The sequence below is a fragment of the Pseudomonas sp. LBUM1664 genome (assembly GCF_059695895.1).
On sequence record NZ_CP166791.1, the window covers coordinates 2,494,075 to 2,517,990 of the forward strand.

A 23,916-nucleotide genomic window follows, 5' to 3' on the forward strand; every position below is an offset into this window, starting at 1 on the left:
TCGGATGGATTTTTATCCGCTGAAAGTGCTTGTATCTCACCTGCAACAAGGCCTGACAAGGGTCGAAAACTGATTCGGTATGTTCCGTAAGCAACGGCACTGCCGGCCACATTTTTTGCTCAAATGAGCCGCCAGGTCGGCAGTAAATACTGAGCCGGGGTTCACAGGTGGGCCAAAAGTGAAAGGCGCCGTAAGCAAATGCAGGACGCCCTTTCAGTTGGCTATTAGTTATTTTTTGAAGGCGGACAGCAGGTCACTCAGCCCGGGCATGGTCGGCCCGGATTCATTAGAGATAAGTCCTGTCTCCGAGCGACTGAACAAGGACTGGAGAATGATTTTTCTCGATTCTTCGTCAACGTGTGTGTCTTTGCTTAGCGTCAGATATAAGTGCGTGAGCTGCTCTCGTTCTTCTGCGTCACGTTGAAGGTGGAATGCGCTGAAAACCAACTTGGAAAGTGTCTTGGCGGTAAAAGCCAATGTTGAGAGAAGTGCTACGAAAATGAGCGCGCCTTCAATCTGATTGAGAGCAATTGGTGTGCGGTCGCCACTTAACCATAGATTGAAGGATGTCCATAAGCCAATGATGGAGAAAAACAAGGTTACGCCGAGCACGCCAGTCCAGACATAGCCGCGTGCTTGGTGTTCACTTGCTTTTTTTGCCCAATATGTAGCAGGGCCTTCCAGGCGAAGCTTTTCCTGATAAGTGGACTCAAGCGTTTCAAGACGCGTTGCCCAGGCATCCTCTTCCTTTTTCTGCCACTCGGCAAACTGACTCATTTCCTTTCTTGCTTTTTTTACAAGTTTGGATTTTATTTTGAAAAAATTTGAATGAATGCCACGAATAACCGCAGCTTCTGACGCAGAACGTTTTGCGAAAGAGTTCTGTAGGGGGAGTTTGAACTCGTAAGCGGCCAAGTATCCGGTGAGGTCGTTAAATGAATCTAAGTGATCACTTTTTCCAAGGAAGATTGCATCGTAGAAACCTCCGGCAACAGCGGGGTCGTTCGAATAAATTTCTAGCCATTTGAGTGTGGCGGGGGAGTTGCTATAAATCCAGACATCAGAGAGTTCCTCTTCTGGTTGTTCCTCGTCGAGAAAATAATGCTCTTCCATAGCGAGGTAATATTCAAAAATTGCTACCGAGCTTTCTATGTTTTTTAGGGCCTGATGGGCATCGGATTTACCGTTTTTTTGGAGGCTTTTGATTTTGGGTTTCCAAAATTCTACCTCGCTTCGCATGAAGTCATTTTGGTCAGCGAGATTGTCGAAGTCAAAGCGCTCACCATTCAATGCTTTAAGTTCGGGTGTTATCATTTTTGATCTAATAAGGAAACGTTGAAGGGATGAATATACAAGTCGTCTGGTTCAATGGAACCTAAGCATAGGAGAATCAATGAAAGGTAGAAATAGCCGAATAAGAACATCCACGTGGCGGCCACAATGCTTTTACTGTCTGAGAATATGCTATTCACCCGGGAGGCTACATTGCCGTGAGCGCTGTTGTTTCTAGCAGCGTATAGAAGGCAAAAGACTAGAAACTCTAATTTTTGAGCGTCTGAGGAAAGAGAGGGCGATTTTGCTTTTGGCTTGCCAAGATCATCAAACTGCTCAATAGCAGGTGCCTGGGTGAGTATTTTTCTTATCTCTTTTCCAAGCGCATGCGTAATTTTTCGAGATTTTTCGTCGTCGCTTATTCCAAAGTTTACGTCCGTTCTGTCTGGGGTCTCAGTAATGGTGCATAGCGCGGAATAGGCCTTGCCGTATGTCCAGTAGAAATGGTTAGACATTGCCTGGAATTTGCTTTTAAAAGATTTGTAGGATGAGGAGATGTGGATTTTTCTTATCTCGTCTGTCTTTTTTGTGGCACGCGCATTGTGTCTCTCGATAGCCATGCCTTTCAGGATGTAAGACGCAACGAAATGTAATGTCTTGTCCGGTATGTGGCTTATGAAATCCAGTGTTATTTCTTGAGGTGTGATGAAAGCGGAGGGCTGTGGGGTCTCAGATGGCAATGCAATTTGGGATTGCATGAATTTGTTGATTTCAGTCAGGGATTTTTCAATGGCTTTCGAATCTCCTAAGCTTTCCGCATTGGCAGAAGACTTCATATAGAGATCGTTGTAACAACTGTTGATAGCGGTCCACAGATAGGTAAATGCCATGTCTGGTCTTCGCGGGAGGCAGGAATAACTGTCAACCAGCGCAGTGGCGGCTATGTAAGGAATTTTATTTGGATCGATGGCCCAGCCAACCGGATTCAGATATTTAAATTGGGTGAACCAAGCGAGCGCAACGTGATCCTTGGATAGGAGTTTTTCCTCATGAGCTTCGCGGGTGTAGGCAGTCACAAGCTTATGAAGCTTATCCAGTCGTTGTGCCCTTGTATTTTGATTCATGCATGCTGGTCCTTCAGATGATTGAAGGCTAAATGCTATCACTTTGATGGGCGTCTACATAGCTGCTGTTTTTTATAAAAAAGACAGCAGTTGGACACGATTTTGCTGAGGCGTGACAGGTGCCACGCCATTCAAGCCGTCAATAGCTTCGCTCGCGATCAACCAAACCCTGCATCGATTCTCCCCGTTGATGCCGACGGATATTCTCCAGCAACACGCCAAATGCGCTCTCGGGTTGCGTCATCGCCGCAATATGCGGAGTCAGCAGTATCTGCCGATGGTTCCAGAACGGATGGTCCGGCTGCGCCGGTTCCTGTTCGAGGACGTCGAGTACCGCCGCGCTGAGTTGGCCGCTGGCGAGCGCTTCAAGCAGATCGTCTTCTACCAGGTGCCCACCGCGGCCCATGTTGACCAACGCCGCGCCTGTGGGCAGGTGTTGGAACAGCTGGCGGTTGAGGATCCCTTTGGTCTGCTCGGTCAGCGGCAGGACGCACAGCACGATGTCGCACTGGGCGAGGAAGGCCGGCAGTTGCTCGGTGCCGGCAAAGCAGTCCACGCCGGCAATCTGATGCTCGCTGCGGGCCCAGCCCGACAGGGCGAAACCAAAGGTGCTCAGGGTGGCGAGTATGTGCCTGGCCTGCAAACCCAGGCCCATGACCCCGACCCGGCGCTGCTGTGCGGGAACCAGCCGGTGTGCCTGCCAGCGCCGTTCGGCCTGTTGCTGGCGGTAGCGCAACATGTCCCGGTGCAAGCTGAGCACGGCAAAACTGGCGTATTCGCACATGCCTTGGCTGATGCCGGGGTCGAGTAGGCGCACCACCGGCAGTGTCGCGGGCAAACGGCCGAGGTCGAGTTGATCCACTCCGGCCGACAGGGCAAACAGAACCTCCAGGTTCGGTAAAGCTGCTTCGATTTCGTCCGGTGCCTGCCAAGCCGCCAGGTAACGAATATCCCGCGGATCGCCGATGTCCGGCCAGGCACGCCATTCGATATCCGGAGCGTGTTCGGCGAACAGGCGCTGCCATTGTTCGCCGCGTACCGGGTCAGCTTTGTAAAGCAGGGCCATGGATCACTTCTCGCATGAAATAGGAAAGTATCCAGCATGCCTCAACGCCAGAGCAGGATCTGTCGAAAGGGCCCGCGTAGAAGCACCACGCTGCGTTGTAGAGTGCCCATCTCGGCAGATTCCATGGGGCGAGATGCCGCTGGAGGATTCTGCTGTTTGTCGGGGTGTAAACAGTCGATCCGAATTTCTCAGTGACCAAGTTCGGCTTAGACAATCGCGTCGAACGCTTAACCTGTGAACACACCGCAGCCGCTTTCTGGTTGCGAGGCTCACGATGGGAAATGCCATGAACAGTAAAGTCGAAGAAACCCCAAGTTTGCTCCGTCAGCGTGATCAATTCGTGCCACGTGGTTTGGTCACCGCACACCCGCTGGTGATCGATCGGGCCCAAGGCTCGGAATTATGGGACGTGGACGGCAAGCGCTACCTGGATTTCGTCGGCGGCATCGGTGTGCTGAACATCGGTCACAATCACCCCAAAGTGGTCGCGGCGGTGCAGGCCCAGTTGCAAAAAGTTTCCCATGCCTGCTTCCAGGTGGTGGCCTACAAACCTTACCTGGACCTGGCCCAGCGCCTGTGCGAAATGATCGGTGGCCAGCACGCCTATAAAGCGGCATTTTTCACCTCTGGCGCCGAAGCGGTGGAAAACGCCGTGAAAATCGCCCGTGCCCACACCAACCGCTCGGCGGTGATCGCCTTTCGCGGCGGGTTCCATGGCCGGACCTTGCTCGGCACCACGCTGACCGGGATGAGCCAGCCGTATAAACAGAATTTCGGGCCGTTTGCACCAGAGGTCTTTCACACGCCTTATCCCAATGCCTATCGTGGTGTCACGAGCGAGATGGCGCTCCAGGCGCTGGACGAATTGTTGGCCACGCAAGTGGCGCCTGAGCGGGTCGCTGCGATCATCATCGAACCGGTGCAGGGCGACGGCGGTTTCCTCTCGGCACCCACTGAGTTCCTTCAGGGCCTGCGCGCACTGACTGAAAAACACGGCATCGTGTTGATCCTCGATGAAATCCAGACTGGTTTTGGGCGTACTGGCAAATGGTTCGGTTTCCAGCATTCGGGTATTCAACCGGATCTGGTCACGGTCGCCAAAAGCCTCGCCGGTGGCTTGCCACTGTCAGGTGTGGTCGGCAAGGCCGAGATCATGGACGCACCACTCCCCGGCGGCCTGGGCGGCACGTACGGCGGGAATGCACTGTCGTGCGCCGCGGCGTTGGCGGTGATCCAAGCCTATGAGCAAGAACAGTTGCTGGCGCGTGGCGAAGTGTTGGGCGCGCGTCTGCGTCAGGGCCTGTTGCGCTTGCAAGCCCGTTACCCGCGTATTGGCGACGTGCGCGGCAGCGGTTTCATGTTGGCAATCGAACTGATCAAGGATGACGAGGCGCGCACCCCCGATGCCGACCTTAATCAGCGTCTGATCGACGAAGCCCGGGCGGGTGGGTTGCTGGTGATCAAGTGCGGGGTATACCGCAACGTATTGCGTTTCCTTGCGCCACTGGTGACCAGTGAAGCGCAGATTGACGAAGCATTGCAGATTCTCGAGGCGGCGTTGGCACGCGTCTTGAAGTGAACGCCATCCGTTGGTGACGTTTGCCGAGGCAAGCGTCAATGGCAATAAATGGAGCGTGGATTGATGGGACATCATCGGAGGCTTTACCCATGAGGCTGACTGAATATCGGGCGTTGTTGATCGACTGCGATGAGGTCCTGGTGGATCGAGACTCCGGTGTCTGGACGGCATTGCAGCCGCTGCTGGAAAACCATGGCGAGCCGCCGGACAAGGCACAGGTGCTGGCTGAATTTGATGAAGTACTGCAAGCCCTGTATCCACGCTTCGGCGAGCTGGGCTTCAGCGGTTTACTGTGTTTCGCCCACCGTCAATTGGCTGAACGCTGGAAGCTCAACGTCAGTTGGGAGGAGGGCATGAGCTTCGCCCGGTCGGCCGCCAGTTGGTCGCTGTTCGAGGATGCGCCGGGCGCGATGCTCTACCTGCGCAAGTTCTATCGTCTGCTGGTGCAGGGCGATCGTGATGCGGAGGATCGCGGTGTGCTGTGCGAGCGTCTGGGCATTGAGCCCGACGATTTTATTTCCCTGGCCAGTGACCCCCTGCAAGATCACGATTGGTTGGTGGCCAATGATCTTGATGCCCAGGCTATTCTCCAAGTGACCCGCCCTGGCGCCCGCCCGCGGGAGGTTGGCGCTGTTTGTCTGATCTGTCGCAGCCATGGCAAACCCTCGAAGCCGTGCGCGGCCGACTATTGCATCAACAGCATGGCTGATCTGGTCGCTCAGCATCAGCTGTCTTTACGACGCTGATTTTGTTAGAAGATTGTCTTACAACGGTAGGCAAGAGGTAGGCGATGGAAGGTTTAGCGAAACTGGACCGGATCGACATCAGCATTTTGGTAGAGCTACAAAAAGACGGCCGCATGACCAACGTCAGCCTGGCCGATGCCGTGGGCTTGTCCGCCAGCCCATGTTTGCAGCGAGTGAAGCGGCTTGAGTCGTTGGGGTATATCTCCAGCTACAAGGCCCATCTGAATCTGGCCAAGATTACTGATTCGGTGACGGTATTCACCGAGATCACCTTGAGCGACCACAAGCGCGAGGACTTTGCCAAGTTCGAATCCAATATCCGTCTGGTCGATGAAGTGCTCGAATGTCACCTGATCAGCGGGGGCTACGATTACCTGGTGCGCTTTATGACCCGCAGCATCCAGGACTACCAGGACGTGATGGAAAGCCTGCTGGACAAGAACATCGGCATCTCCAAGTATTTCAGCTACATCGTCATCAAGTCGCCTGTACGAAAAGACGAGATCCCGCTGCGTAAACTCTTGCGTCATTGATGGCGGTCGACGCCCAGGAACCTTGCCTCTTCGTTGGTCCGCCTCGAATATTCCCTGGAAGAGGAGCGTTGAACAGGAGCTCAATTCGTGCTCTTTCCCGCCAGTAATCCCTCAAACGCCGGCGTATTGCGACTGACAAAACCCTTCGAGTCGCGGGTGATGAACAACGCGGCAATCTGGTGGGCCAGGGCGTATTGGTAGCCTCGCTCCGGGCCCATTACGATGAGCAGGGTGGACAGGCCATCGGCGTTGCGGGCTGAGGGATCGACCACCGTGACCGAGGTGAGGTTGTGAGTGATGGGCGCACCTGTTGCCGGGTCGATGATATGCGAGTAGTGGTGGCCGCTGGCTTCGAAGTAGTTGCGATAGTCGCCCGAGGTGGAGACCCCGTAGCCGTCCAGGTCCAGGCTGATTTGCGCGACCTGTTTGTCGTTACGCGGCGCTTCGATGGCAATGCGCCAAGGGCTGCCGTCGGGCTTGTGGCCGGCGGCCTTGAGTTCGCCGGTGATTTGCGTGAGGTAGCTGTGCACGCCCATCTGTTCCAGCAGTGCCGAGACCTGATCCACGGTGAACCCGGCGGCGATGCTGTCGAAGTCCAGTTTGACGTCGGTGTCTTTGCACAACTGCTGATCGACGATGCGCAGGTGTCGATAGCCGATGTTCTGCTGCACTTCGGCGATTTCGGCGGCGCTCGGTACACGTTCACCCTGTGCATCGGGGCCAAAGCTCCAGAGGTTCATCAGCGGCTCGACGGTCAGGTCGTAGGCGCCCTGGCTGCCTTCGGAAAGCTCGCTGGCGTAGCTGACCAGGCTGAGCATCTGGGCGGGAAGGGGCATGCAGCTTTGCGCCGGCAACTGGTTGAAACGCGACACCAGCGAGTCCTTGCGATAGGTCGACATCTGTTCATCGACCTCGCGCAACACCGCCTCGACCCTGCTCTGGACTTCGGAGGGGGATGGGCCGGAGGACGTGCGCACGTACTTGATGGTATAGCGGCTCCCCATGGTCGGTCCGCCGAAGGTTTCGAGGCGCTCGCCACAGCCGACCAGCAGCGTAGCCAGCAATGCCCAGCCCAAATGGGTGGCAATCATTTGGCGGGGTTTACTGGCCCTTAGGGTTTGTGCCTCATCGATGCTCATATGTGTGCAGTCGTCGGTCATGACTCCTCCCCATAGCATTCATCGTAAGTTGGGCAGACTCCGCAGGAGGGCGCACGGCAGACGTAGCCGCCGTCCCGTTCACACAATTGCTTGTAGAGAAACTTTTTCCAGCGCATGTCCTGGACATTGCGCTTGGCCAGCCGCGGGAAATTCTGGTTCAGCAGTTCGCGCAGGTGCTGGCGCGATGCCAGGCCCAGGTCCCTCCATAGGTGATTGCCGCCCAGGCAGGCGGCCGCGACGATATCGGCTAGCCATACTTCTTCCTGCTCGCGACCGCGTCGGCCGTCAAGCAGCAGCAGGGAAAGCTCCAGCCATTCGTCACGGCGCAGTTCAAGCAGCTCCTCGCGGATTTCGTTTTGCTCATCCCTGGGCATATCGCCGAGGTTTTGCAGCTTGGGTGACTCGGCGAAGTGCAGCTTGATCATCGTCTCGTAGACTTCAGGACAGAGGCCCAGGTGCCGTGGCAGGCAGGAGCGGTGTGCTCGTTGGGCCAGGATGATCTGCTTCAGCCAGGCATGGTTGGATTGCGACGCGGATTTGGGCGGCGCGTGAACGTCTGGCTCGAGGATACGACCGGCGGCGATGTTCATGGCGTCACTTCGGCCAGTGGCACGCAACCCATATGGGAGTCCCGGCCATGGCTGCAACCCTCCAGCGAGACGGCGCTGTTGATGGGAAAAGTGCCATGGCAGGGCAGCATGGCGTTGAGTTTCACCAGGTCGAAACCGACCATGTAATGCTCACCGACGCGGATCAATGGGCGGTGGATCAGCAGCGGGTTGGCGAGTATCAGGGACAATGCTGTTTCACGGTCGAGCGTGCTGGGGTTAAGGTCGCCGTACTTGATGGCCGGTGCCGAGGTGTTGAACCACTCCACCACCGGCCGCTCGCCGAAGTAGGGCAGCAGGGTTTCCCGGGTCCAAACCTGGCTGAACAGGTTGAGCACCTTGACTTCCATACCGTTGGAGCGCAGCAACTGCTTTTGCAGCTCATTGGTGGCACAGCCGGGTTTTTCAAAAAAAACGATACACGACATGATGACCTCCTTAGCGCGCCTGGATTTCGCGCATCGCTTCAAGCATGCGTTCCGGCGGTATGCCCGTCAGGGACCCGGGCGGATTGGCCTCGCTGCCGTCTGCGAGCAGGATCGCACCTTCTATCGGGCAGATACTCGCGCATTGCTGCTCGCTGAAGTGGCCCTCGCATTCGGTGCATTTGCGGGCATCGATCAGGAACTGCGTCGGTGCCGAGTTGATCGCTTCGCTTGGACAAACGTCAATGCAAGCCCAACAACTGACACATGACTCGACTATTTTCAGCGCCATGTTCCACCTCCTCGTATCACGTGACGTTCTCAGGGGGGATCAGGCTTTGGCCTGCAGCACCGAGGCCTGAGTATCCAACCGCCCGCTGCTGATCAGTTCCTGGTAGACCGCCAGCACCGCCTCTTCGATAGGTTCCATGGCGTGTTCGCCGTTGGGCTGGATACCCGCTGCTTCCAGCGCACTCCAGGGTTCGAAACCGATCTTCGAACACAGCACTGCTTCGCAGCCCCTCAAGGCTCGCAGGCTGCCGATCAGGGCGCTTTCCTTTTCGCCGCAGCTGTCGTCGCCGATGCAGTACTGCTCGACCTTGCGATGACCGATGAATCGCACTCCGCCAGCCGATGCTTCATAGACCAGAAACTCCCGGGCATGGCCGAAGTGTTGATTGATCAGGCCCGCGCCGCTGGTGGCCACGGCCATCAGTACCGGGCGATATTGGCGGGTGGCGACAGTAGGCACCGACATGGCCGCAAGGCGGGCCTTCTTGCTGGCTTTCTCGTCCAGCTCTTCGATGATTGCCGCGTGGATGGCGGCGCGCTTGACCATGGCCGCTTCATAATCAATGTCCATTTCCTCGATCTTGTCGAGAGTGAACTCGTCACCGCGGTCCTCGCCCAGCAGCCCCACGGCATCGGCCCGGCATTGGCGGCAGTGGCGCATCATGTTCATATCGCCGACACAGGCATCTTGCAGGTCCTGCAACTCTTCAGGCTCTGGGCCGCGCTGGCCCATGATGCCGAAGAAGGTGCCGTGCTCGGCTTCGGAGATCAGCGGCATGACGTTATGCAGGAAAGCGCCCTTGGCCTTGATCACGCGGCTGACTTCCTTGAGGTGTTCGTCGTTGACGCCAGGGATCAGCACCGAGTTGACCTTGACCAAAATCCCCCGCGCCACCAGCATTTCCAGGCCTTTTTGTTGTTGCTCGATGAGAATCTTCGCGGCTTTCTTGCCGCGGATGCGCTTGTTGTTCCAGAAGATCCACGGATAGATCCGCGCGCCGACTTCCGGGTCTACGCAGTTGATGGTGATGGTCACATGGTCGATGTTGTACTGGGCCAGTTCGTCCACCAGTTCTGGCAGGGCCAGGCCATTGGTGGAGACGCAAAGTTTGATGTCTGGCGCCTGTTCGCTGAGCAGGCGGAAGGTCTCGAAAGTGCGCTGCGGGTTGGCCAGCGGGTCGCCCGGCCCGGCGATGCCGAGCACGGTCATCTGTGGAATGGTCGCGGCCACGGCCTTGACCTTTTTCACCGCCTGTATCGGGTCGAGTACTTCTGAAACCACTCCCGGCCGCGACTCGTTGGCGCAGTCGTACTTGCGGTTGCAGTAGTGGCACTGGATGTTGCAGGCCGGCGCCACCGCCACGTGCATGCGGGCGAAATAATGGTGAGCTTCTTCGGAGTAACACGGATGATTCTGCACCTTCTGACGGATGCTGTCCGGCAGATGCGAGAGCTGATCGTCCGTGCTGCCGCAGGAACCCGAGGTGCATCCGGTCGCGGCAGGATGTTCGTTGTTGTCTTGCCCAAGTACGCTGAGTTCCATGCTGATTCTCCGGATAGGCGCCTTTGTCTAAAGAGGTATCAGCAAGTGTCGTGCCTGTTTTTCAATGCTTTGATTTAAAATAATATTTCATGGATTTTTAAATGCTGTTTGTCCGGCATCCCACAATGTCGCGGGGCTAATGAGTGGGGCGTGTCGCACAACTGACAAGCCCCGTTATGCCTCGGGGGTTCTGCCTTTGAGCCGATAGACCTTGTACTGGACCGGTGCTGCTTCGCTGTCCAAAACGTCCGGGTGCGTTTCGTACAGGCTTTCGACATGGGCCAGTTCGATCTCGAAATCTGCGGCGTAAAGCGCGCTGAGCTCCCGGTCGATGCCCATGGCCTGTTGCCGGCTGTCTGCGGCATCAGCGTCTTCCACGGTCAGCAGGAACACATTGGCGGTGTTCGGGACGATCCGCCGCAACTGCGCGATGTACTCGGCGCGAATGCTGGGGGGCAGGGCAGTCAGGGAGGCTCGGTCGTAGACCGTATCGATGTGCCCCAGGTCGCTAGGCCTGAGGGCGAAGTAATCGCCGCACAAGATGCTGATCCGACCGGCTTGCCACAGGGTGAAATGCTCGGTTTGGCAGCGTGTCGGATGCAGATGGTTTTCGTTGAAAAAAGCCCGCACCGCTAAAGGGCTCAGTTCGATGCCGATGACCTCATGACCGCGCTTGGCGAGCCAGAGCATGTCCAGGCTTTTGCCGCACAAGGGCACGAAGACCCGATTGTCAGTGGTCAGTCCCAGCGCCGGCCAGAACCGTGCCAGCAGTGGGTTGACGACGTGTTGATGGAACGCAATGCGATGTTCGCGCCACAGTTGCAGCCACAGGATGTTGTCGGTATCGGTCATGAGATTGCTTCCTTGTCCAATGGACCGGCAAGCTCAGAGGCAACGGCCTCATAATTTGCGCATGTGAATGTTGAGGGTCTGGATTCGATAGGCGATCTGCCGCGGCGTCATGCCCAGCAGGCGAGCGGCCTTGGCTTGTACCCAGCCGGCCTGTTCCAGCGCGGCGACCACCCGTTCCCGGTCGTCCATGGAGTCGTCACTCAGGTCGATGTCCGGCAGCGGAGTCAGGGGTTGGGTGTCATTGTCCAGGCCGGTCAGGGAAATCACGTCGCGAGTGATGGTGCCGTCTTCGCTCATGATCGATGAGCGCTCCAGGCAGTTCTCCAGTTCTCGCACGTTGCCCGGCCAGCGGTAGCTGATCAGCAGGCGTATGGCGCTGTCGGTGAGCGTCAGCTTGCGCCCTTGTTGCCGGGCGATCTTGGCGATCAGGAACTCAGCCAGCTCCGGCAGGTCGGCAATACGCTCGCGCAGCGGCGGCACACGGATGGCCATGACGTTGAGACGGTAGTAAAGATCTTCGCGAAACTTGCCTTTTTCCACCTCGTTTTCCAGGTCGCGGTTGGTCGCGGTGACGATGCGCACGTTGACCCGTACAGTCTGGCTACCGCCTACGCGCTCCAGTTCGCCTTCCTGCAAAACGCGCAGCAGTTTGGCTTGGAACATCGGCGAGATTTCCCCGATTTCATCGAGGAACAGCGTACCGCCGTCGGCCTGTTCGAAGCGTCCCTTGCGCTGCTTCACCGCCCCAGTGAACGCGCCTTTCTCGTGGCCGAACAGCTCCGATTCCAGCAGTGATTCGGGCAGTGCCGCGCAGTTGAGTTTGACCAGTGGGTGGTGCGCGCGGGGCGAATTGTAGTGAATGGCGCTGGCGATCAATTCTTTACCGGTGCCTGATTCGCCAAGAATCAATACTGTGCTGTCCCATTTGGCGACTCGCCGGACCTGGTCGAATATGCGGCGCATGATTGCGGTATGGCCCACCACCATGTTCTCGAAGCCATATTTGGCGCGCACTTCCCGGCGCAGTTCATCGCGCTCGTTCTTGACCTGCCGGCCATCCTCCTGATTCACCACTAGGCGTACCGATTGTGAAAGCAGGCAGGCGATGATCTCCATGAAGCGAGTGCGGTCGGCCATCAGGCTGTCGGCGCGGCTGTCCGGTTGCGCGGCGAGCACGCCGATGGTGCTGCCGTCCTGGGATTTAATCGGCACGGCAATGAACGGCATCTCCAGATCGTACAGGGCCAGCCGGTCGAGAAAGCGCGGTTCCGAGGAGATGCGGCCTAGCACCACACTGCTGCCGTTCTTGACAATGTTGCCGAGTACACCTTCGCCAATCCGGTAACGCACGCTTTCGCTGGCATGCATCACGGTTTCGGCGTCGCTGTGGATGGCGCCGATTTGCAGCGTGCCTTGGGCCGGGTCGCAGATGGAAACCAGGCCGTGCAGCAGGCCCAGGTCGTTGTGCATGATCGCCAGGATCTGAGTCAGCACCACCTCGATCTGTTGTTCGCGGTACAGAATCCGGGCGATGCCCGAAAGGGCTTGCAGCTGGCCGTCGTAGAGCTCCAGCCGCGTCGGCAGGACAGGACGTTGGGCGAGGTGGGTATTCATCGGCAAGGCCTCCTGGTCAACGAGCTATCGAGAAGGGCAGTTCAACCACGACCCGGCAGCCTTGCTGGTAGCTGCTGTCGATATGCACCATGCCAGCATGCTCATTGACGATTTCCTGCACCATGGCCAGGCCCATGCCGCGTCCGGCCTTGTGCGGCGGCTTGGTACTGAAGAACGGCTGGAAGACCTTGAACATCAACTCCGGCGCAATACCGGGGCCGCTGTCGTTGATTTCCAGGCGTACCACCTGCTGGTTCTCTACCCGGGTCCTGATCAGCAATTCGCGGCTGCAATGGTTCTGGCTCATGGCATCTATGGCGTTGTCCACCAAGTGCTTGATCATGCTGCGCAGGCTACTTTCACCCCCCATCACCCATGGCAGGCGCAGGGCGGGCTGCCAGTCGACGACGATGCCCTGGGCCAGTAGCCGGTCGGTGCACAGGGTGATGACTTCCCGGATCAGTTGATTGATGTTCACCGGCATCTTGCTGTCGGCCACCCGCACCGGGATCGAACCAACCAGGCTTTCCAGCGCCTCCATGCCCGCCGCGCTGGCTTCGAGCATCGCCTTGAGCACTGCGTCGTTCTTGCCTTCGTCACCCAGCCGTCGCTCGAGCATGTGCGCCGCTGCGGCAATCAGATTGACCGGCCCTTGAAGGCGATGGATCGCGCCATTGAAGGTTTCGCGCATGCCGTCCAACAATTCTTCTTCGGCCATCAACGCTTTCAGGGCGTTGAGATGGGAGTCCTGTTGTTTTTGGCGCAGTTCGGAGATGTCGTTGAGAGTCAGCAGTAGGTGGCGTTCCTCACCGGGGGCGAAAAACACGTCGGCTCGCTCGTCCTCAATGCACACGGCCGTGCCATGGCAGGACAACCAGCGCGGCGAGCGTGCGCCCAGGTCAAAAGAGATTTCCTTGCCCGCGAAGTTCTTGCCGTGTTTTTCCAATCCTTCGAAAGGTTCCGGCAGGTTGTCGCGCAGCAAGGCCACGAGGTTTTCCGGCGAGCCGTCGCTGGTGAGATCCCGGGCCAGGCGGCTGAAGCTCGGATTGAACAACAGTACCCGATGCTGATGATTGAGCACCGCGATGGCTGCCGGGGCGGAATTGACTACCGCATCGATCAACAGCCGTTGGTTGCTGACCCGTTGTTCGAGTTCGTGCAGGTCGCTGGTGTCGCGATGCATGCCCAAGTAGTAGATGGTCTCGCCATCCTGGTCCAGCACTGGCGCCACGGTCAGCTCGGCCAGGTAGAGATGATCGTCCTTGCGGCGGTTGATCAGCACGCCGGACCAGGATTTTTTCTGCGCCAGCCGACTCCACAGCGCCTGATAGACCAGCTTGGGCGTGGTGCCGTTGGACAGCAGCGATTCATTTTTGCCGATGATGTCGCTGGCGCTGTAGCCGGTGATGCTAGTGAATGCTCTGTTGGCATAAAGGATGTTCGCCCGCAGGTCGGTGATCGAGATCGCGATAGGCGCATGTTCCACGGCTTGCTGGAACACTTGCGGCGTCAGGCCGGCGGGAGCGGTGTTGTCAGGCGGAAGCGAGTTATCAGGTGTCAATTTGGCTTGGGTCATGCGCTCAACCTCATCAATATGCCTGGATGCAGGGACGCGACCTGCGCTTATCAATGCCGGGGTCAGCGTCTGAAGCAACGTCACCTGGCTAGTCTGCAAGCACTGTGCCGTGCATTAAAATCTAGATTTATCAATGGATTGGTTGTGGTTGTGGAGCAGGCGCACAGCTTTGATGGACTTTGTGTAGGGCCTTTTGTCCGAAAGCCCACAGAGGCGTTGCCTTAGTCGAACTCTTCTGTCGCAAAACCTACATGCAGCCAATTTTTATCTACATCTATGAGCGTTTTTTCTGAGTGTCTATTGATCCAGGTCAGTCAGAGGTGGCCTTTTCCCTGAAAAAACGCGCCAGTCGATCCATGGCATATTTGATGCAAAACCCCCCTTCGCAAACCCGAGCCGATATGGCGCCTGGACAGTGATTCGCGAAGAGATGGGTAAGTGTCATGGACTATTTGCTGTTTCTTATCAGCACCGTGCTGGTCAACAACGTGGTATTGGTGCGGTTCCTGGGCCTGTGTCCGTTCATGGGCGTGTCCGGCAAGCTGGAATCTTCCCTGGGGATGGGGGTGGCGACGACGATCGTTATCACCCTGGGCAGCGTTTCCAGCTGGATGGTCGAACACTGGGTGCTGCACCCACTGGGGATCGGCTTTCTGCGGATCCTGGCCTATATCGTGATCATTGCCGCGGTGGTTCAACTGATCGAACTGGCTGTGCGCAAGACCAGCCCCAAACTGTATCGCTCCCTGGGCATCTATCTGCCGCTGATCACCACCAACTGCGCGGTGCTCGGCGTACCTCTCATCAGTGTGCGTGAAGGCCACTCTTTGCTGCAGGCCGGGCTGTTCGGCTTCGGCTCGTCGCTGGGTTTCTCCCTGATCATGATTATTTTTGCCGGCCTGCGTGAGCGCATGACGGTTTCGAACATTCCTGCTGCCTTCAGCGGTCCGCCGATTGCCTTTGTCACTGCGGGCATGTTGGCGCTGATTTTTATGGGGTTTGGCGGGTTGATCTGATCACTACGACCGGCAGTGGTCGGTGAGGAGGGCATATGGTTGCAATCTTGGTGTTCGCGTTGATCGGCCTGCTGCTGGGGGGAGGGCTGGGTGTTGCGGCGAGGATCTTTGCGGTGGGTGATGAGAATCCGCTGCTCAAGGAGGTGCAAGACTTGATGCCGGGCAGCCAATGCGGCCAGTGCGGTTTTCCCGGCTGTAGCGCAGCGGCTGTTGCGCTGGTGGAAGGGCGCTCGCCGGTCACTTGCTGTCCGCCGGGCGGCATGGCTCTGGCCGGACAATTGGCCGAGTTGCTGGGCGTGCCCCTTGATGGAGAGATGAGTGCGCCGTTGATAGCCAGCATCGATAAGGCCCAATGCACTGGCTGCACCCGCTGCTACAAAGTCTGTCCGACCGACGCCATCGTCGGCGCCAATGGGCAGATCCACAGTGTCCTGCAGAGCGCCTGCACCGGCTGCGGCAAATGCCAACAGGCTTGCCCGGAAAATTGCGTTTCCTTGAGTCCGCAAAATGTCTCTCTGGACACCTGGCACTGGGCCAAGCCCCAGCTTGCCTGAGTCGACTGACGGAGTTAGCTATGTTCAATTTCGCTCGTGTACGCGGCGGTATTCACCCCATGTCCAACAAGGCGCATTCGGCCTTGCTACCCATCGGCAGCGTACCGCTGTCGCCCCGTCTGTCCTTGCCGTTGCGCCAGCATGCGGGGACCGAGGGGCTGCCGTTGGTCAAGGTCGGTGACTACGTGCTCAAGGGGCAACTGCTGGCCCGTTCACCGTCTGAGCTGTCGGCGCCCGTGCACGCGCCCAGTTCGGGGAAGATCTTGCGTATCGGTTCTATTCTGGCCCCGCATCCTTCGGGCCTGGAAACCAACGGCATCGTGCTGGAGTGTGACGGCCAGGACCGCTGGATCGACCTGGACGTCTCGGCCAATCCCTTTGACGAAGATCCGTTGGTGCTGGCTGACAGAGTCGCGGCGGCCGGCATCGTCGGGTTGGGTGGGGCAATTTTTCCGGCGGCGGTGAAGCTCAAGCAGGGCACCCGGCACGAGATCAAGACGGTGCTGGTCAATGGCAGCGAGTGCGAGCCGTACCTGACCACCGACGATCGCCTGATGCGTGAACGGGCTGTCGATATCGTCGACGGCGCGCGGTTGATCCAGCACATCCTGCGCGCCTATAGCATCGTGATCGCCATTGAAGACAACAAGCCTGAGGCATTAGCGGCGATGTACCTGGCCAGCGCGCCTTATGGCTCCATCGAAGTGGTTCCGGTGCCAGCGCGCTATCCCATGGGATCGGCCAAGCAATTGATCCAGGAAATCACCGGTCGCGAAGTGCCGGCAGGCGGACGCAGCACCCAAGTCGGCGTCTTGGTGCACAACGTCGGCACGGTCTATGCGATCCAGCAGGCGCTACGTTTCGGTCGACCTTTGATCTCAAGGGTTCTGACCGTGGCCGGTGGTTGTATCGCCACCGCGCAGAATCTCGAAGTGCCCATTGGCACCCCGGTACAGGCGCTGATCGACGCCTGTGGCGGTCTGACCCAGGATCCCCGGCGTCTGTTGCTCGGCGGTCCGATGATGGGGGTGGTTTTGCCGTCGACCCAGGTCCCCGTCATCAAGGGCGCGACGGGAGTGCTGGCGCTGACCAGCAGCGAAGTCCCGCGCAGCGAAGCCTCGCCGTGCATCCGTTGTTCGCGCTGCATGGATGCTTGCCCGATGGGCCTGATGCCCATGGAGATGGTCGCCCATACCCGCAACGACGATTTCGACACCGCCAGCCAATATGGGCTGCGCGACTGCATCCTCTGCGGATGCTGCTCCTACGTCTGTCCGTCGCACATCCCGTTGGTGCAGTTCTTCCAATACGGCATGGGGCAACAGGACGAACGCCGCGAGGCAATGCGCAAAAGCGATTACATCAAGCAGGCTACCGAAGCCCGCGCCCTGCGCACGGCCAGTGAAGAGGCCGAGCGCAAAGCGGCGAAAGCGGCCAAGGCCAATCGCAACAAAACCGTCCAGAGCAATGAAGAGGTTCTGCCATGAGTAATCCCGCCGCAGGACCTTTCGCCCATGATCGTTCGTCGGTCAACCGCATTATGTTTCACGTTTGCCTGGCGTTGTTACCGACCACGGTGTTCGGTTGCTATCTGTTCGGCTGGCCGGCCATCAACCTGTTTGTGCTGACTTGCCTCAGCGCGGTTGTGGTGGAAGCCGCCTGCCTGTATTTACTCAAGCAACCCATGACCCGTTTGTGGGATGGCTCTGCACTGCTTACTGGCTGGCTGTTGGCGCTGTGCCTACCACCGTGGGCGCCGTGGTGGATAGGCGCCGGTGGCAGCCTGTTCGCCATCGGCCTGGGCAAGCAGGTCTACGGCGGCATCGGCCAGAACCTGTTCAACCCGGCGATGCTGGCCCGAGTGGCGTTGCTGATTTCGTTTCCGTTGCAGATGACTCATTGGGTATTGCCACATCCGCTATTGATCTCGGGCTCGCCGGACTTGCTCGAAGGCCTGCGGATCACCTTCATCGGCATGCCGCAAACCGATGGTTTTTCCAGTGCCACGGCCTTGGGCAATCTCAAGACCCAGATGACCCTGCACCACACCGTCAGTGAAATCCTCGACCAGGACTTCTCGCCGTTGTCGGCATTTCTCGGTCATAGCGGCGGCAGCCTGGGGGAAACCTCGGAACTGCTGCTGATCCTGGGCGCAGCCTGGCTGATGGCGCTGCGCATCATTCACTGGGAGATCCCCCTGACCATGTTGCTCAGCGTGGCGCTGCTGGCTGCCCTGGCTCAGCAGATTGACCCGTTGCGTTACCCCGGAGCGCTGTATCACCTGACCTCTGGCGGCTTGATGATGGGCGCGTTGTTTATCGCCACCGATCCGGTTACGTCACCGGTGGGGCGCAAGGGGCGGTTGATTTTTGGCACCGGGAGCGGCGTTCTGATTTATGTGATTCGCACCTGGGGCAACTTCCCCGAAGCGGTGGCCTTCGCTGTGCTGTTCATGAACGCCCTGACACCCCTGATCGACCGCTACTGCCGTCCGCGTGCCTACGGTCGTAACGTGCGTGGCAAGCCTCTGGCTGTTGCCAATTGGACCCGACAAGTCAAAGAGGTGGACAAGGTATGAGTGCCGAACAGATTGAATCGACCCCTCCATCCCCCACGCGACTGGAGCGGTGGCGTACGCAGCTGGCCTATCAAGGGGTTTCCCTGGCAGTGGTCTGCGCCCTGGTGGCCTTGGCCTTGCTGATCACCGATGTCTCAACCCGGAATTCCATCACCGGTGAACAGTTGGAAGACCGTCTGGCCGTACTGCGTCAGGTACTGCCCGCTGATCTCTATGACAACAACCCACTGGGCGATGCCTTTCATGTGACTGATGAGGTGCTGGGCGATGTGGAGGTGTTCCCGGCGCGGCTCAAGGGCGAGTTGACCGCCGTGGCCCTGAGCGTCAATACCATCGGTTACGGTGGGCCGATCGTGCAGTTGATCGCGATTGCCAGCGACGGTCGGATCCTCGGCGTGCGGGTTCTGACGCACAAGGAAACCCCCGGTCTGGCCGATCGCATCGACGTCGCCAAAAGCGACTGGATCACGCGTTTCGACGGCCTGTCCTTGAGTAATACCCCACTCAAGGCTTGGGCGGTGAAGAAAGATGGTGGGCAGTTCGATCAGTTCAGCGGCGCCACCATCACCCCCCGGGCGGTGGTCAAGGGAATTCTTCAGGCGCTGAAGTTCCAGCAGCGCCATCTGGAGCGCCTCAAGCAAACCTCTGTCGAACCCCCCAAGGAGTCCTGATCATGAGTCATTGTTCACCCGATGCCACCGCCAGCGGCAGCAGCACTGCTGTCGAGCACAAGTCGGTCTGGCGTTTCTTTACCGCTGCGCTGTGGGAATACAACGTCACGCTGGTGCAACTCCTCGCCTTGTGTCCGACCCTGGCCGTCACCTCCACGGCCACCAATGGCCTGGGCATGGGACTTGCCACCACGGCGGTGCTGGTGTGTACCAACGTGATCATTTCGATGATGCGCAACACCATTTCCCCGCAAGTGCGTAATCCACTGATGATCGGGATCATCGCCGGGGTGGTGACCATCATCGACATGGCCATGAACGCCTGGATGCATGAACTGTACAAAGTACTGGGGCTGTTTATCGCGCTGATTGTCACCAACTGCGCGATCCTCGGTCGCGCCGAATCGTTCTCCCTCAAACACTCGATATTTCCATCATTCCTAGACGGGGCGGGCATCGGCCTCGGCTTCACCTGGTTCTTGACGGTGATCGGCGGGATCCGAGAAGTCATCGGCAGCGGCACGTTGTTCTCCCAGGCCTCGCTGTTGCTGGGCCCACATTTCAAATGGCTGGAGATGACCATCATCCCGGATTACCAGGGCATCCTGGTGGTGGTCCTGCCGCCAGGGGCGTTCATCGTGCTTGGCTTTTTACTGGCCGCCAAACGCGTCTTCGATCAAAAACGCGCCCAGCGGCGGATCATCACCCATGGTGAATTGATCGTCCTGCGATGAGTCATTCACCGAGGAGAAAACCATGAAAGTCGATGTGGTGTATGCCGTGCCCTCGCCACCGTTGTTGCTCACTTGCCAGGTCAACGACGACGCCACAGTGGCGCAGGTCATCGAACAGTCCGGGGTGCTGTGCTGTTGCCCGGAGATCAACCTGGATGCGCAAAAGGTCGGAGTGTTCGGCAAATTCGTGAAGCTCGACAGCCCCCTCAAGGAGGGGGATCGGGTGGAGATCTACCAGCGCATTACCCGGGTGCTGGACGAAGACGATGAGGATGACGACGAAGAGTGACAGTGCGCGCCCGGGGCCAAACCATCGGGCGTTCAACTGTTTGCACCCAGCCCCAGGAGGTCTGAAATGAATGCAACCGTGAACATGAACCGTGAAACCGCTTTACGCATAGCCCTGGCGGCCCGGGCCATGCCCGGCGTCAGTGTCGCACGCTTGCTCGATGTGCTGCATCAGCGGGTGCCCGGTGAGCTCACCGAAACCAGTTTGCAGACGGTGACGGTGACCGACATCAAGACCGGGTTGGCTAATCTGGAGGGTGAGGAGGACGGCGAGGATATCGGCATCGAGATGCCGGGCATCAAGGAGGCGGTGCGCATTCTCTGGGGGGAGGGTGATAGCCAGCATTTGCCGGTGGCGACGCCGCTTGAGGTGATACCCGAGCATTCGATTCGTGTGGCCATCGCTTCCAACAACGGCGAGCGGCTCGACGGCCATTTTGGTTCTTGCCTGCGCTTTCTGATTTATCAGGTCAGTACCGACAGCTTCCAGTTGGTGGATGTTCGTTCGACACTCGACGCCGAGTTCGCCGAAGACCGCAACAAGTGGCGCACGGAGCTGATCCAGGATTGCCAGGTGCTTTACGTGGTGTCTATCGGCGGCCCGGCAGCGGCCAAGGTGATCAAGTTCGGGCTATATCCGATCAAGAAAAACGAAGGCGCTACGGCGGCCGACATTCTCGCCCAACTGCAACAGGTCATGCGTCAGTCGCCGCCACCCTGGCTGGCCAAGTTGCTCGGTGCCAGTGCTGAACAACGGGTGCGCTTCGAGCGTTCGCAAGAGGCTACCTGAGCGATAGCCTGTTGCCGGAGCCTGCGCTGCGGTCTGGCTAGATCGCGCCGCGGGCTTCTCGTTGATGAGTGACCACGTGGGACAGGGCATTTTCATAACTCAAGGTATCGAGTCGGGGCGCGAACCCCAGCAGCGCCTGGTACATGACCCATACTTTCTCCTCGATGCTGCGGCCCTTGAAGTCGTCTTTGTCCAGTTTCAGGTCATCCATCAAGGTGTTCCAGACCGCGCCGCCATCGTGGGGCAGCAGGGTGATATTCATGCCGTCGAGATTGACCTTGAGCGCCTTGTCGAGGTTCTCTACGTAGAACATCACCGCCGCTTGGGGGGACAGATCGGCCTGGTAGCGTTCGATGAACATCGGCAGGTCGCTCAGTTCCACCAGGGCTCCCGTGACCATCTCCAGTTTGTCGGCGCGGGTCAGCAGGATCGCCTGCTTGATTACGGTTTTCGGCGGATGGCGGCGGCCGGCGTTGTCCGCCACATCACCCTCTTCGAGCACCAGGTCTCCCCGATAGGCGAAGGTGTCCGGCGTCGAAGTTGCGCCCAGCACACTGAGATTGCACAGCAGGTTCTTGGATTCGTAGTTTTTCAGCAGCATGGTTTTTCTCTCTTGGGTCAAGCTAAGGGATGGGAGGCGCGGTGAGCGCTCAGGCGGTTTCGATGAGCGGACTCATGGCCGAGGTGAACAACTCGCTCCAGTCGGCCTCTATCAACTGCAATTGCTTGCGCTCGCAGAGCTTGCGTTCTTTTGGGGTAGGGTCAGCGATCAGTACCCAGCCGGCGTCCGGTGCGGCGTCATGGATCATGTCGCTCATGACCATGCGTTCGGTGTCATGGTTGAAGCGCATGCCCAGAAACAGATAGCGCTTGTTGCGACGTTGCAGCTTGATCCAGGGCGGAATGGCGAAGCCGCCCATCAGCTCAGTGATGTAGTCGACGAAATCGGCATCGCTGGCCACGTAGTTCGGCTTGGGTAACGGTGTGCCCAGTGGTTTGAACAACACCGGCAGGTCGGTATCGACCTCACTTAGGTCGGTGGGGCGGTAATGTTCGCCGTCGAACTCAAAGAGGTCGAAGCGATAAGGTGTAGCAGCGATGCGTGCGGCGCCGACGATCAATGTATGCGGACGGTCGACATAAGCCAGTTGCAGTTGGGTATCGCGATTGCTGTCGATTACATAACGCAGGTTCAGACTGGCGAGCCAGCGATGCACTGGCGATGGCGTCCAGTTGTCGCCGCTGTAGGTTTGTGTCAGGAAACGCTCAATGAAACTACGGCCTTTCTTATTCTCCATGTGCATGGCCGCCCGGGAAAACTCATACATCAAGCGCGGTGCCATGGCTTGGCCTGCGGTCATGGCCAGGATCAGGCTGTCGCTGTCGGCCGGGATCGGCTGCCCGGAGACTCGATCCACTACGCCGTGCAGCACGCCCGGACCCAGATAGGGAGCCAGGGTACCGCTGCCGAGATCGGCAACGATATCTTTTATAACGCCATTGTTCATGATGATTACCCGCTGTAGGTGTGCAGACATTCGAGCAGGCACCTCGCAATATGCGCACCACATGCAAGTACACGGGCAACTGTTTGATATGGCGAATAATGCTGTCCGATCAGCACCGCCAAGCGCTGTTGCGTTCAAGACAAATTGTCGTCATTGCCACACTTTCAGCCACCCGGGAAAGTTGTCGCGTCGGCGCATTAATACTTTGTTGGATTGTTGCCATTGCGACCTACAGGGGCGGTGTTTTGTTATGTATGCCACGGTTCCATGAGCTTTTATTTAGATCATAAATTCTTTAAAAAACAATCCATTAAGTTTGTCTTCAGTGACTGGCACAAACACTGCACTTGTCCATTTTGCGCAGGCTTGTTCGTGCCTACAGCCCACAGTCATGTGGAAACGAAACCTGAGGATTTAATTATGGCAATGCGTCAATGCGCTATTTACGGCAAGGGTGGGATCGGGAAGTCCACGACGACCCAGAATCTCGTGGCTGCCATGGCCGAAAGCGGCAAGAAAGTGATGATTGTCGGCTGTGACCCGAAAGCCGACTCCACTCGCTTGATTCTCCATTCCAAGGCCCAGAACACCATCATGGAGATGGCGGCCGAAGCGGGCACCGTGGAAGACCTGGAGCTTGAAGATGTGCTCAAGGTCGGCTACCTGGGCATCAAGTGTGTCGAGTCGGGCGGGCCTGAGCCAGGCGTCGGTTGTGCCGGTCGCGGTGTGATTACGGCGATCAACTTCCTTGAAGAGGAAGGCGCCTATGACGAGAACCTGGACTTCGTGTTCTACGACGTACTGGGTGACGTTGTGTGCGGTGGTTTCGCAATGCCGATCCGCGAGAACAAGGCTCAGGAAATCTACATCGTCTGCTCCGGCGAAATGATGGCGATGTATGCGGCCAACAACATCTCCAAAGGCATCGTGAAGTACGCCAACTCTGGCAGCGTTCGCCTGGCGGGCTTGATTTGCAACAGCCGTGAGACCGATCGCGAGGACGAATTGATCATCGCCCTGGCCGAGAAGCTGGGCACCCAGATGATTCACTTCGTGCCTCGTGACAACGTCGTGCAACGCGCTGAAATCCGCCGCATGACCGTTATCGAGTACGACCCGAAGGCCAAACAGGCCGACGAATACCGTTCGTTGGCCAACAAGATCGTCAACAACAAGAAGATGGTCATTCCAACCCCGATCACCATGGACGAGCTTGAGGCATTGTTGATGGAGTTCGGGATCATGGATGAAGAGGACGTCAGCATTATCGGCAAAACCGCGGTCGACGAAATCGTTGCCTGATAGCTCTGCTTAGGAACCCTTGGTCTGATGCCAGCCACGCCTGGCAGGCCGTGAGGGTTCATCGGACGGGGCAGGGCAGATGGGCC

The 23,916-nt window shown here is 58.0% G+C and carries 25 protein-coding genes; 12 read left to right on the forward strand and 13 right to left on the reverse strand.

Annotated elements, in window-relative coordinates:
* Window positions 1-228: 228 nt before the first annotated feature.
* The 3 genes from ACA047_RS11755 to ACA047_RS11765 all read right to left on the reverse strand — a co-directional run bounded on the left by ACA047_RS11755 (window position 229) and on the right by ACA047_RS11765 (window position 3,462).
* Complete coding sequence (locus ACA047_RS11755; protein WP_497359347.1) at window positions 229-1,314, reverse strand: DUF6161 domain-containing protein; 1,086 nt, start codon at window positions 1,312-1,314, stop codon at window positions 229-231.
* On the reverse strand, window positions 1,311-2,396 hold the full coding sequence (locus ACA047_RS11760; protein ID WP_497359348.1) for a hypothetical protein: 1,086 nt from the start codon (window positions 2,394-2,396) through the stop codon (window positions 1,311-1,313). The genes ACA047_RS11755 and ACA047_RS11760 overlap by 4 nt, the downstream gene beginning before the upstream one ends.
* Before the next feature lie 139 nt (window positions 2,397-2,535).
* Window positions 2,536-3,462 carry a 2-hydroxyacid dehydrogenase gene (locus ACA047_RS11765; protein ID WP_497359349.1) on the reverse strand — a complete coding sequence of 309 codons (927 nt, stop codon included), beginning with the start codon at window positions 3,460-3,462 and terminating at the stop codon, window positions 2,536-2,538.
* Between the two features lie 286 nt (window positions 3,463-3,748).
* On the opposite strand from ACA047_RS11765, the gene gabT reads away from it, so the two are divergent.
* The 3 genes from gabT to ACA047_RS11780 all read left to right on the forward strand — a co-directional run bounded on the left by gabT (window position 3,749) and on the right by ACA047_RS11780 (window position 6,320).
* Window positions 3,749-5,041 (forward strand): 4-aminobutyrate--2-oxoglutarate transaminase, encoded by a 1,293-nt coding sequence (gene gabT / locus ACA047_RS11770; protein ID WP_497359350.1) that lies wholly within the window; start codon window positions 3,749-3,751, stop codon window positions 5,039-5,041.
* Between the two features lie 89 nt (window positions 5,042-5,130).
* Entirely contained in the window at window positions 5,131-5,787 is a 657-nt protein-coding gene (locus tag ACA047_RS11775) for an HAD family hydrolase (RefSeq protein WP_497359351.1), read from the forward strand.
* Window positions 5,788-5,831: 44 nt separating this feature from the next.
* Window positions 5,832-6,320, forward strand: a complete 489-nt coding sequence (locus ACA047_RS11780) for an Lrp/AsnC family transcriptional regulator (RefSeq protein WP_135846009.1) — start codon at window positions 5,832-5,834, stop codon at window positions 6,318-6,320.
* A gap of 80 nt (window positions 6,321-6,400) precedes the next feature.
* On the opposite strand, the gene ACA047_RS11785 is transcribed toward ACA047_RS11780, so the two are convergent.
* From ACA047_RS11785 to nifL, 8 genes are all read right to left on the reverse strand, one after another.
* A complete protein-coding gene (locus ACA047_RS11785) occupies window positions 6,401-7,411 on the reverse strand; it encodes an FAD:protein FMN transferase (RefSeq protein WP_497360311.1) in 1,011 nt (336 codons plus the stop codon).
* Between the two features lie 65 nt (window positions 7,412-7,476).
* Entirely contained in the window at window positions 7,477-8,070 is a 594-nt protein-coding gene (locus ACA047_RS11790; RefSeq protein WP_497359352.1) for a nitrogen fixation protein NifQ, read from the reverse strand.
* Complete coding sequence (locus tag ACA047_RS11795; RefSeq protein WP_497359353.1) at window positions 8,067-8,516, reverse strand: ArsC/Spx/MgsR family protein; 450 nt, start codon at window positions 8,514-8,516, stop codon at window positions 8,067-8,069. The genes ACA047_RS11790 and ACA047_RS11795 overlap by 4 nt, the downstream gene beginning before the upstream one ends.
* A 10-nt stretch (window positions 8,517-8,526) precedes the next feature.
* A complete protein-coding gene (locus ACA047_RS11800) occupies window positions 8,527-8,805 on the reverse strand; it encodes a 4Fe-4S dicluster domain-containing protein (RefSeq protein WP_497359354.1) in 279 nt (92 codons plus the stop codon).
* A gap of 39 nt (window positions 8,806-8,844) precedes the next feature.
* A complete protein-coding gene (nifB, locus tag ACA047_RS11805; RefSeq protein ID WP_497359355.1) occupies window positions 8,845-10,347 on the reverse strand; it encodes a nitrogenase cofactor biosynthesis protein NifB in 1,503 nt (500 codons plus the stop codon).
* 174 nt (window positions 10,348-10,521) lie between these two features.
* Window positions 10,522-11,199 (reverse strand): thiopurine S-methyltransferase, encoded by a 678-nt coding sequence (locus ACA047_RS11810; RefSeq protein ID WP_497359356.1) that lies wholly within the window; start codon window positions 11,197-11,199, stop codon window positions 10,522-10,524.
* Window positions 11,200-11,247: 48 nt separating this feature from the next.
* Window positions 11,248-12,813 carry a nif-specific transcriptional activator NifA gene (nifA, locus tag ACA047_RS11815; protein WP_497359357.1) on the reverse strand — a complete coding sequence of 522 codons (1,566 nt, stop codon included), beginning with the start codon at window positions 12,811-12,813 and terminating at the stop codon, window positions 11,248-11,250.
* 16 nt (window positions 12,814-12,829) lie between these two features.
* Window positions 12,830-14,389, reverse strand: coding sequence for a nitrogen fixation negative regulator NifL (gene nifL, locus ACA047_RS11820; protein ID WP_497359358.1), 1,560 nt, complete (start codon window positions 14,387-14,389; stop codon window positions 12,830-12,832).
* Window positions 14,390-14,832: 443 nt separating this feature from the next.
* On the opposite strand from nifL, the gene rsxA reads away from it, so the two are divergent.
* From rsxA to ACA047_RS11860, 8 genes are all read left to right on the forward strand, one after another.
* Window positions 14,833-15,405: an electron transport complex subunit RsxA gene (gene rsxA, locus ACA047_RS11825; RefSeq protein WP_497359359.1), complete on the forward strand. Its 573-nt coding sequence runs from the start codon at window positions 14,833-14,835 to the stop codon at window positions 15,403-15,405.
* Between the two features lie 35 nt (window positions 15,406-15,440).
* Window positions 15,441-15,959, forward strand: a complete 519-nt coding sequence (locus ACA047_RS11830; protein WP_497359360.1) for an RnfABCDGE type electron transport complex subunit B — start codon at window positions 15,441-15,443, stop codon at window positions 15,957-15,959.
* A 20-nt stretch (window positions 15,960-15,979) separates the two neighbouring features.
* On the forward strand, window positions 15,980-17,446 hold the full coding sequence (gene rsxC / locus ACA047_RS11835) for an electron transport complex subunit RsxC (protein ID WP_497359361.1): 1,467 nt from the start codon (window positions 15,980-15,982) through the stop codon (window positions 17,444-17,446).
* Entirely contained in the window at window positions 17,443-18,537 is a 1,095-nt protein-coding gene (locus ACA047_RS11840) for an RnfABCDGE type electron transport complex subunit D (protein WP_497359362.1), read from the forward strand. The genes rsxC and ACA047_RS11840 overlap by 4 nt, the downstream gene beginning before the upstream one ends.
* A complete protein-coding gene (locus ACA047_RS11845; protein WP_497359363.1) occupies window positions 18,534-19,208 on the forward strand; it encodes an RnfABCDGE type electron transport complex subunit G in 675 nt (224 codons plus the stop codon). Before ACA047_RS11840 ends, ACA047_RS11845 begins: the two co-directional genes overlap by 4 nt.
* A gap of 2 nt (window positions 19,209-19,210) precedes the next feature.
* Window positions 19,211-19,942 (forward strand): electron transport complex subunit E, encoded by a 732-nt coding sequence (locus ACA047_RS11850; RefSeq protein WP_497359364.1) that lies wholly within the window; start codon window positions 19,211-19,213, stop codon window positions 19,940-19,942.
* 22 nt (window positions 19,943-19,964) lie between these two features.
* A complete protein-coding gene (locus ACA047_RS11855) occupies window positions 19,965-20,231 on the forward strand; it encodes an RnfH family protein (RefSeq protein ID WP_497359365.1) in 267 nt (88 codons plus the stop codon).
* A 66-nt stretch (window positions 20,232-20,297) separates the two neighbouring features.
* A complete protein-coding gene (locus tag ACA047_RS11860) occupies window positions 20,298-21,020 on the forward strand; it encodes a dinitrogenase iron-molybdenum cofactor biosynthesis protein (protein WP_497359366.1) in 723 nt (240 codons plus the stop codon).
* Between the two features lie 37 nt (window positions 21,021-21,057).
* Here the strand turns inward: ACA047_RS11860 and ACA047_RS11865 are convergent, their stop codons facing one another.
* Window positions 21,058-21,621, reverse strand: a complete 564-nt coding sequence (locus tag ACA047_RS11865) for a hypothetical protein (protein ID WP_497359367.1) — start codon at window positions 21,619-21,621, stop codon at window positions 21,058-21,060.
* Between the two features lie 49 nt (window positions 21,622-21,670).
* The gene (locus ACA047_RS11870) at window positions 21,671-22,558 is read right to left on the reverse strand and encodes an SIR2 family protein (protein WP_497359368.1); all 888 of its coding nucleotides are present in this window, start codon (window positions 22,556-22,558) and stop codon (window positions 21,671-21,673) included.
* Window positions 22,559-22,948: 390 nt separating this feature from the next.
* Between ACA047_RS11870 and nifH the strand changes: the two genes are divergently transcribed.
* Window positions 22,949-23,830, forward strand: a complete 882-nt coding sequence (gene nifH / locus ACA047_RS11875; protein ID WP_497359369.1) for a nitrogenase iron protein — start codon at window positions 22,949-22,951, stop codon at window positions 23,828-23,830.
* Window positions 23,831-23,916: the final 86 nt, after the last annotated feature.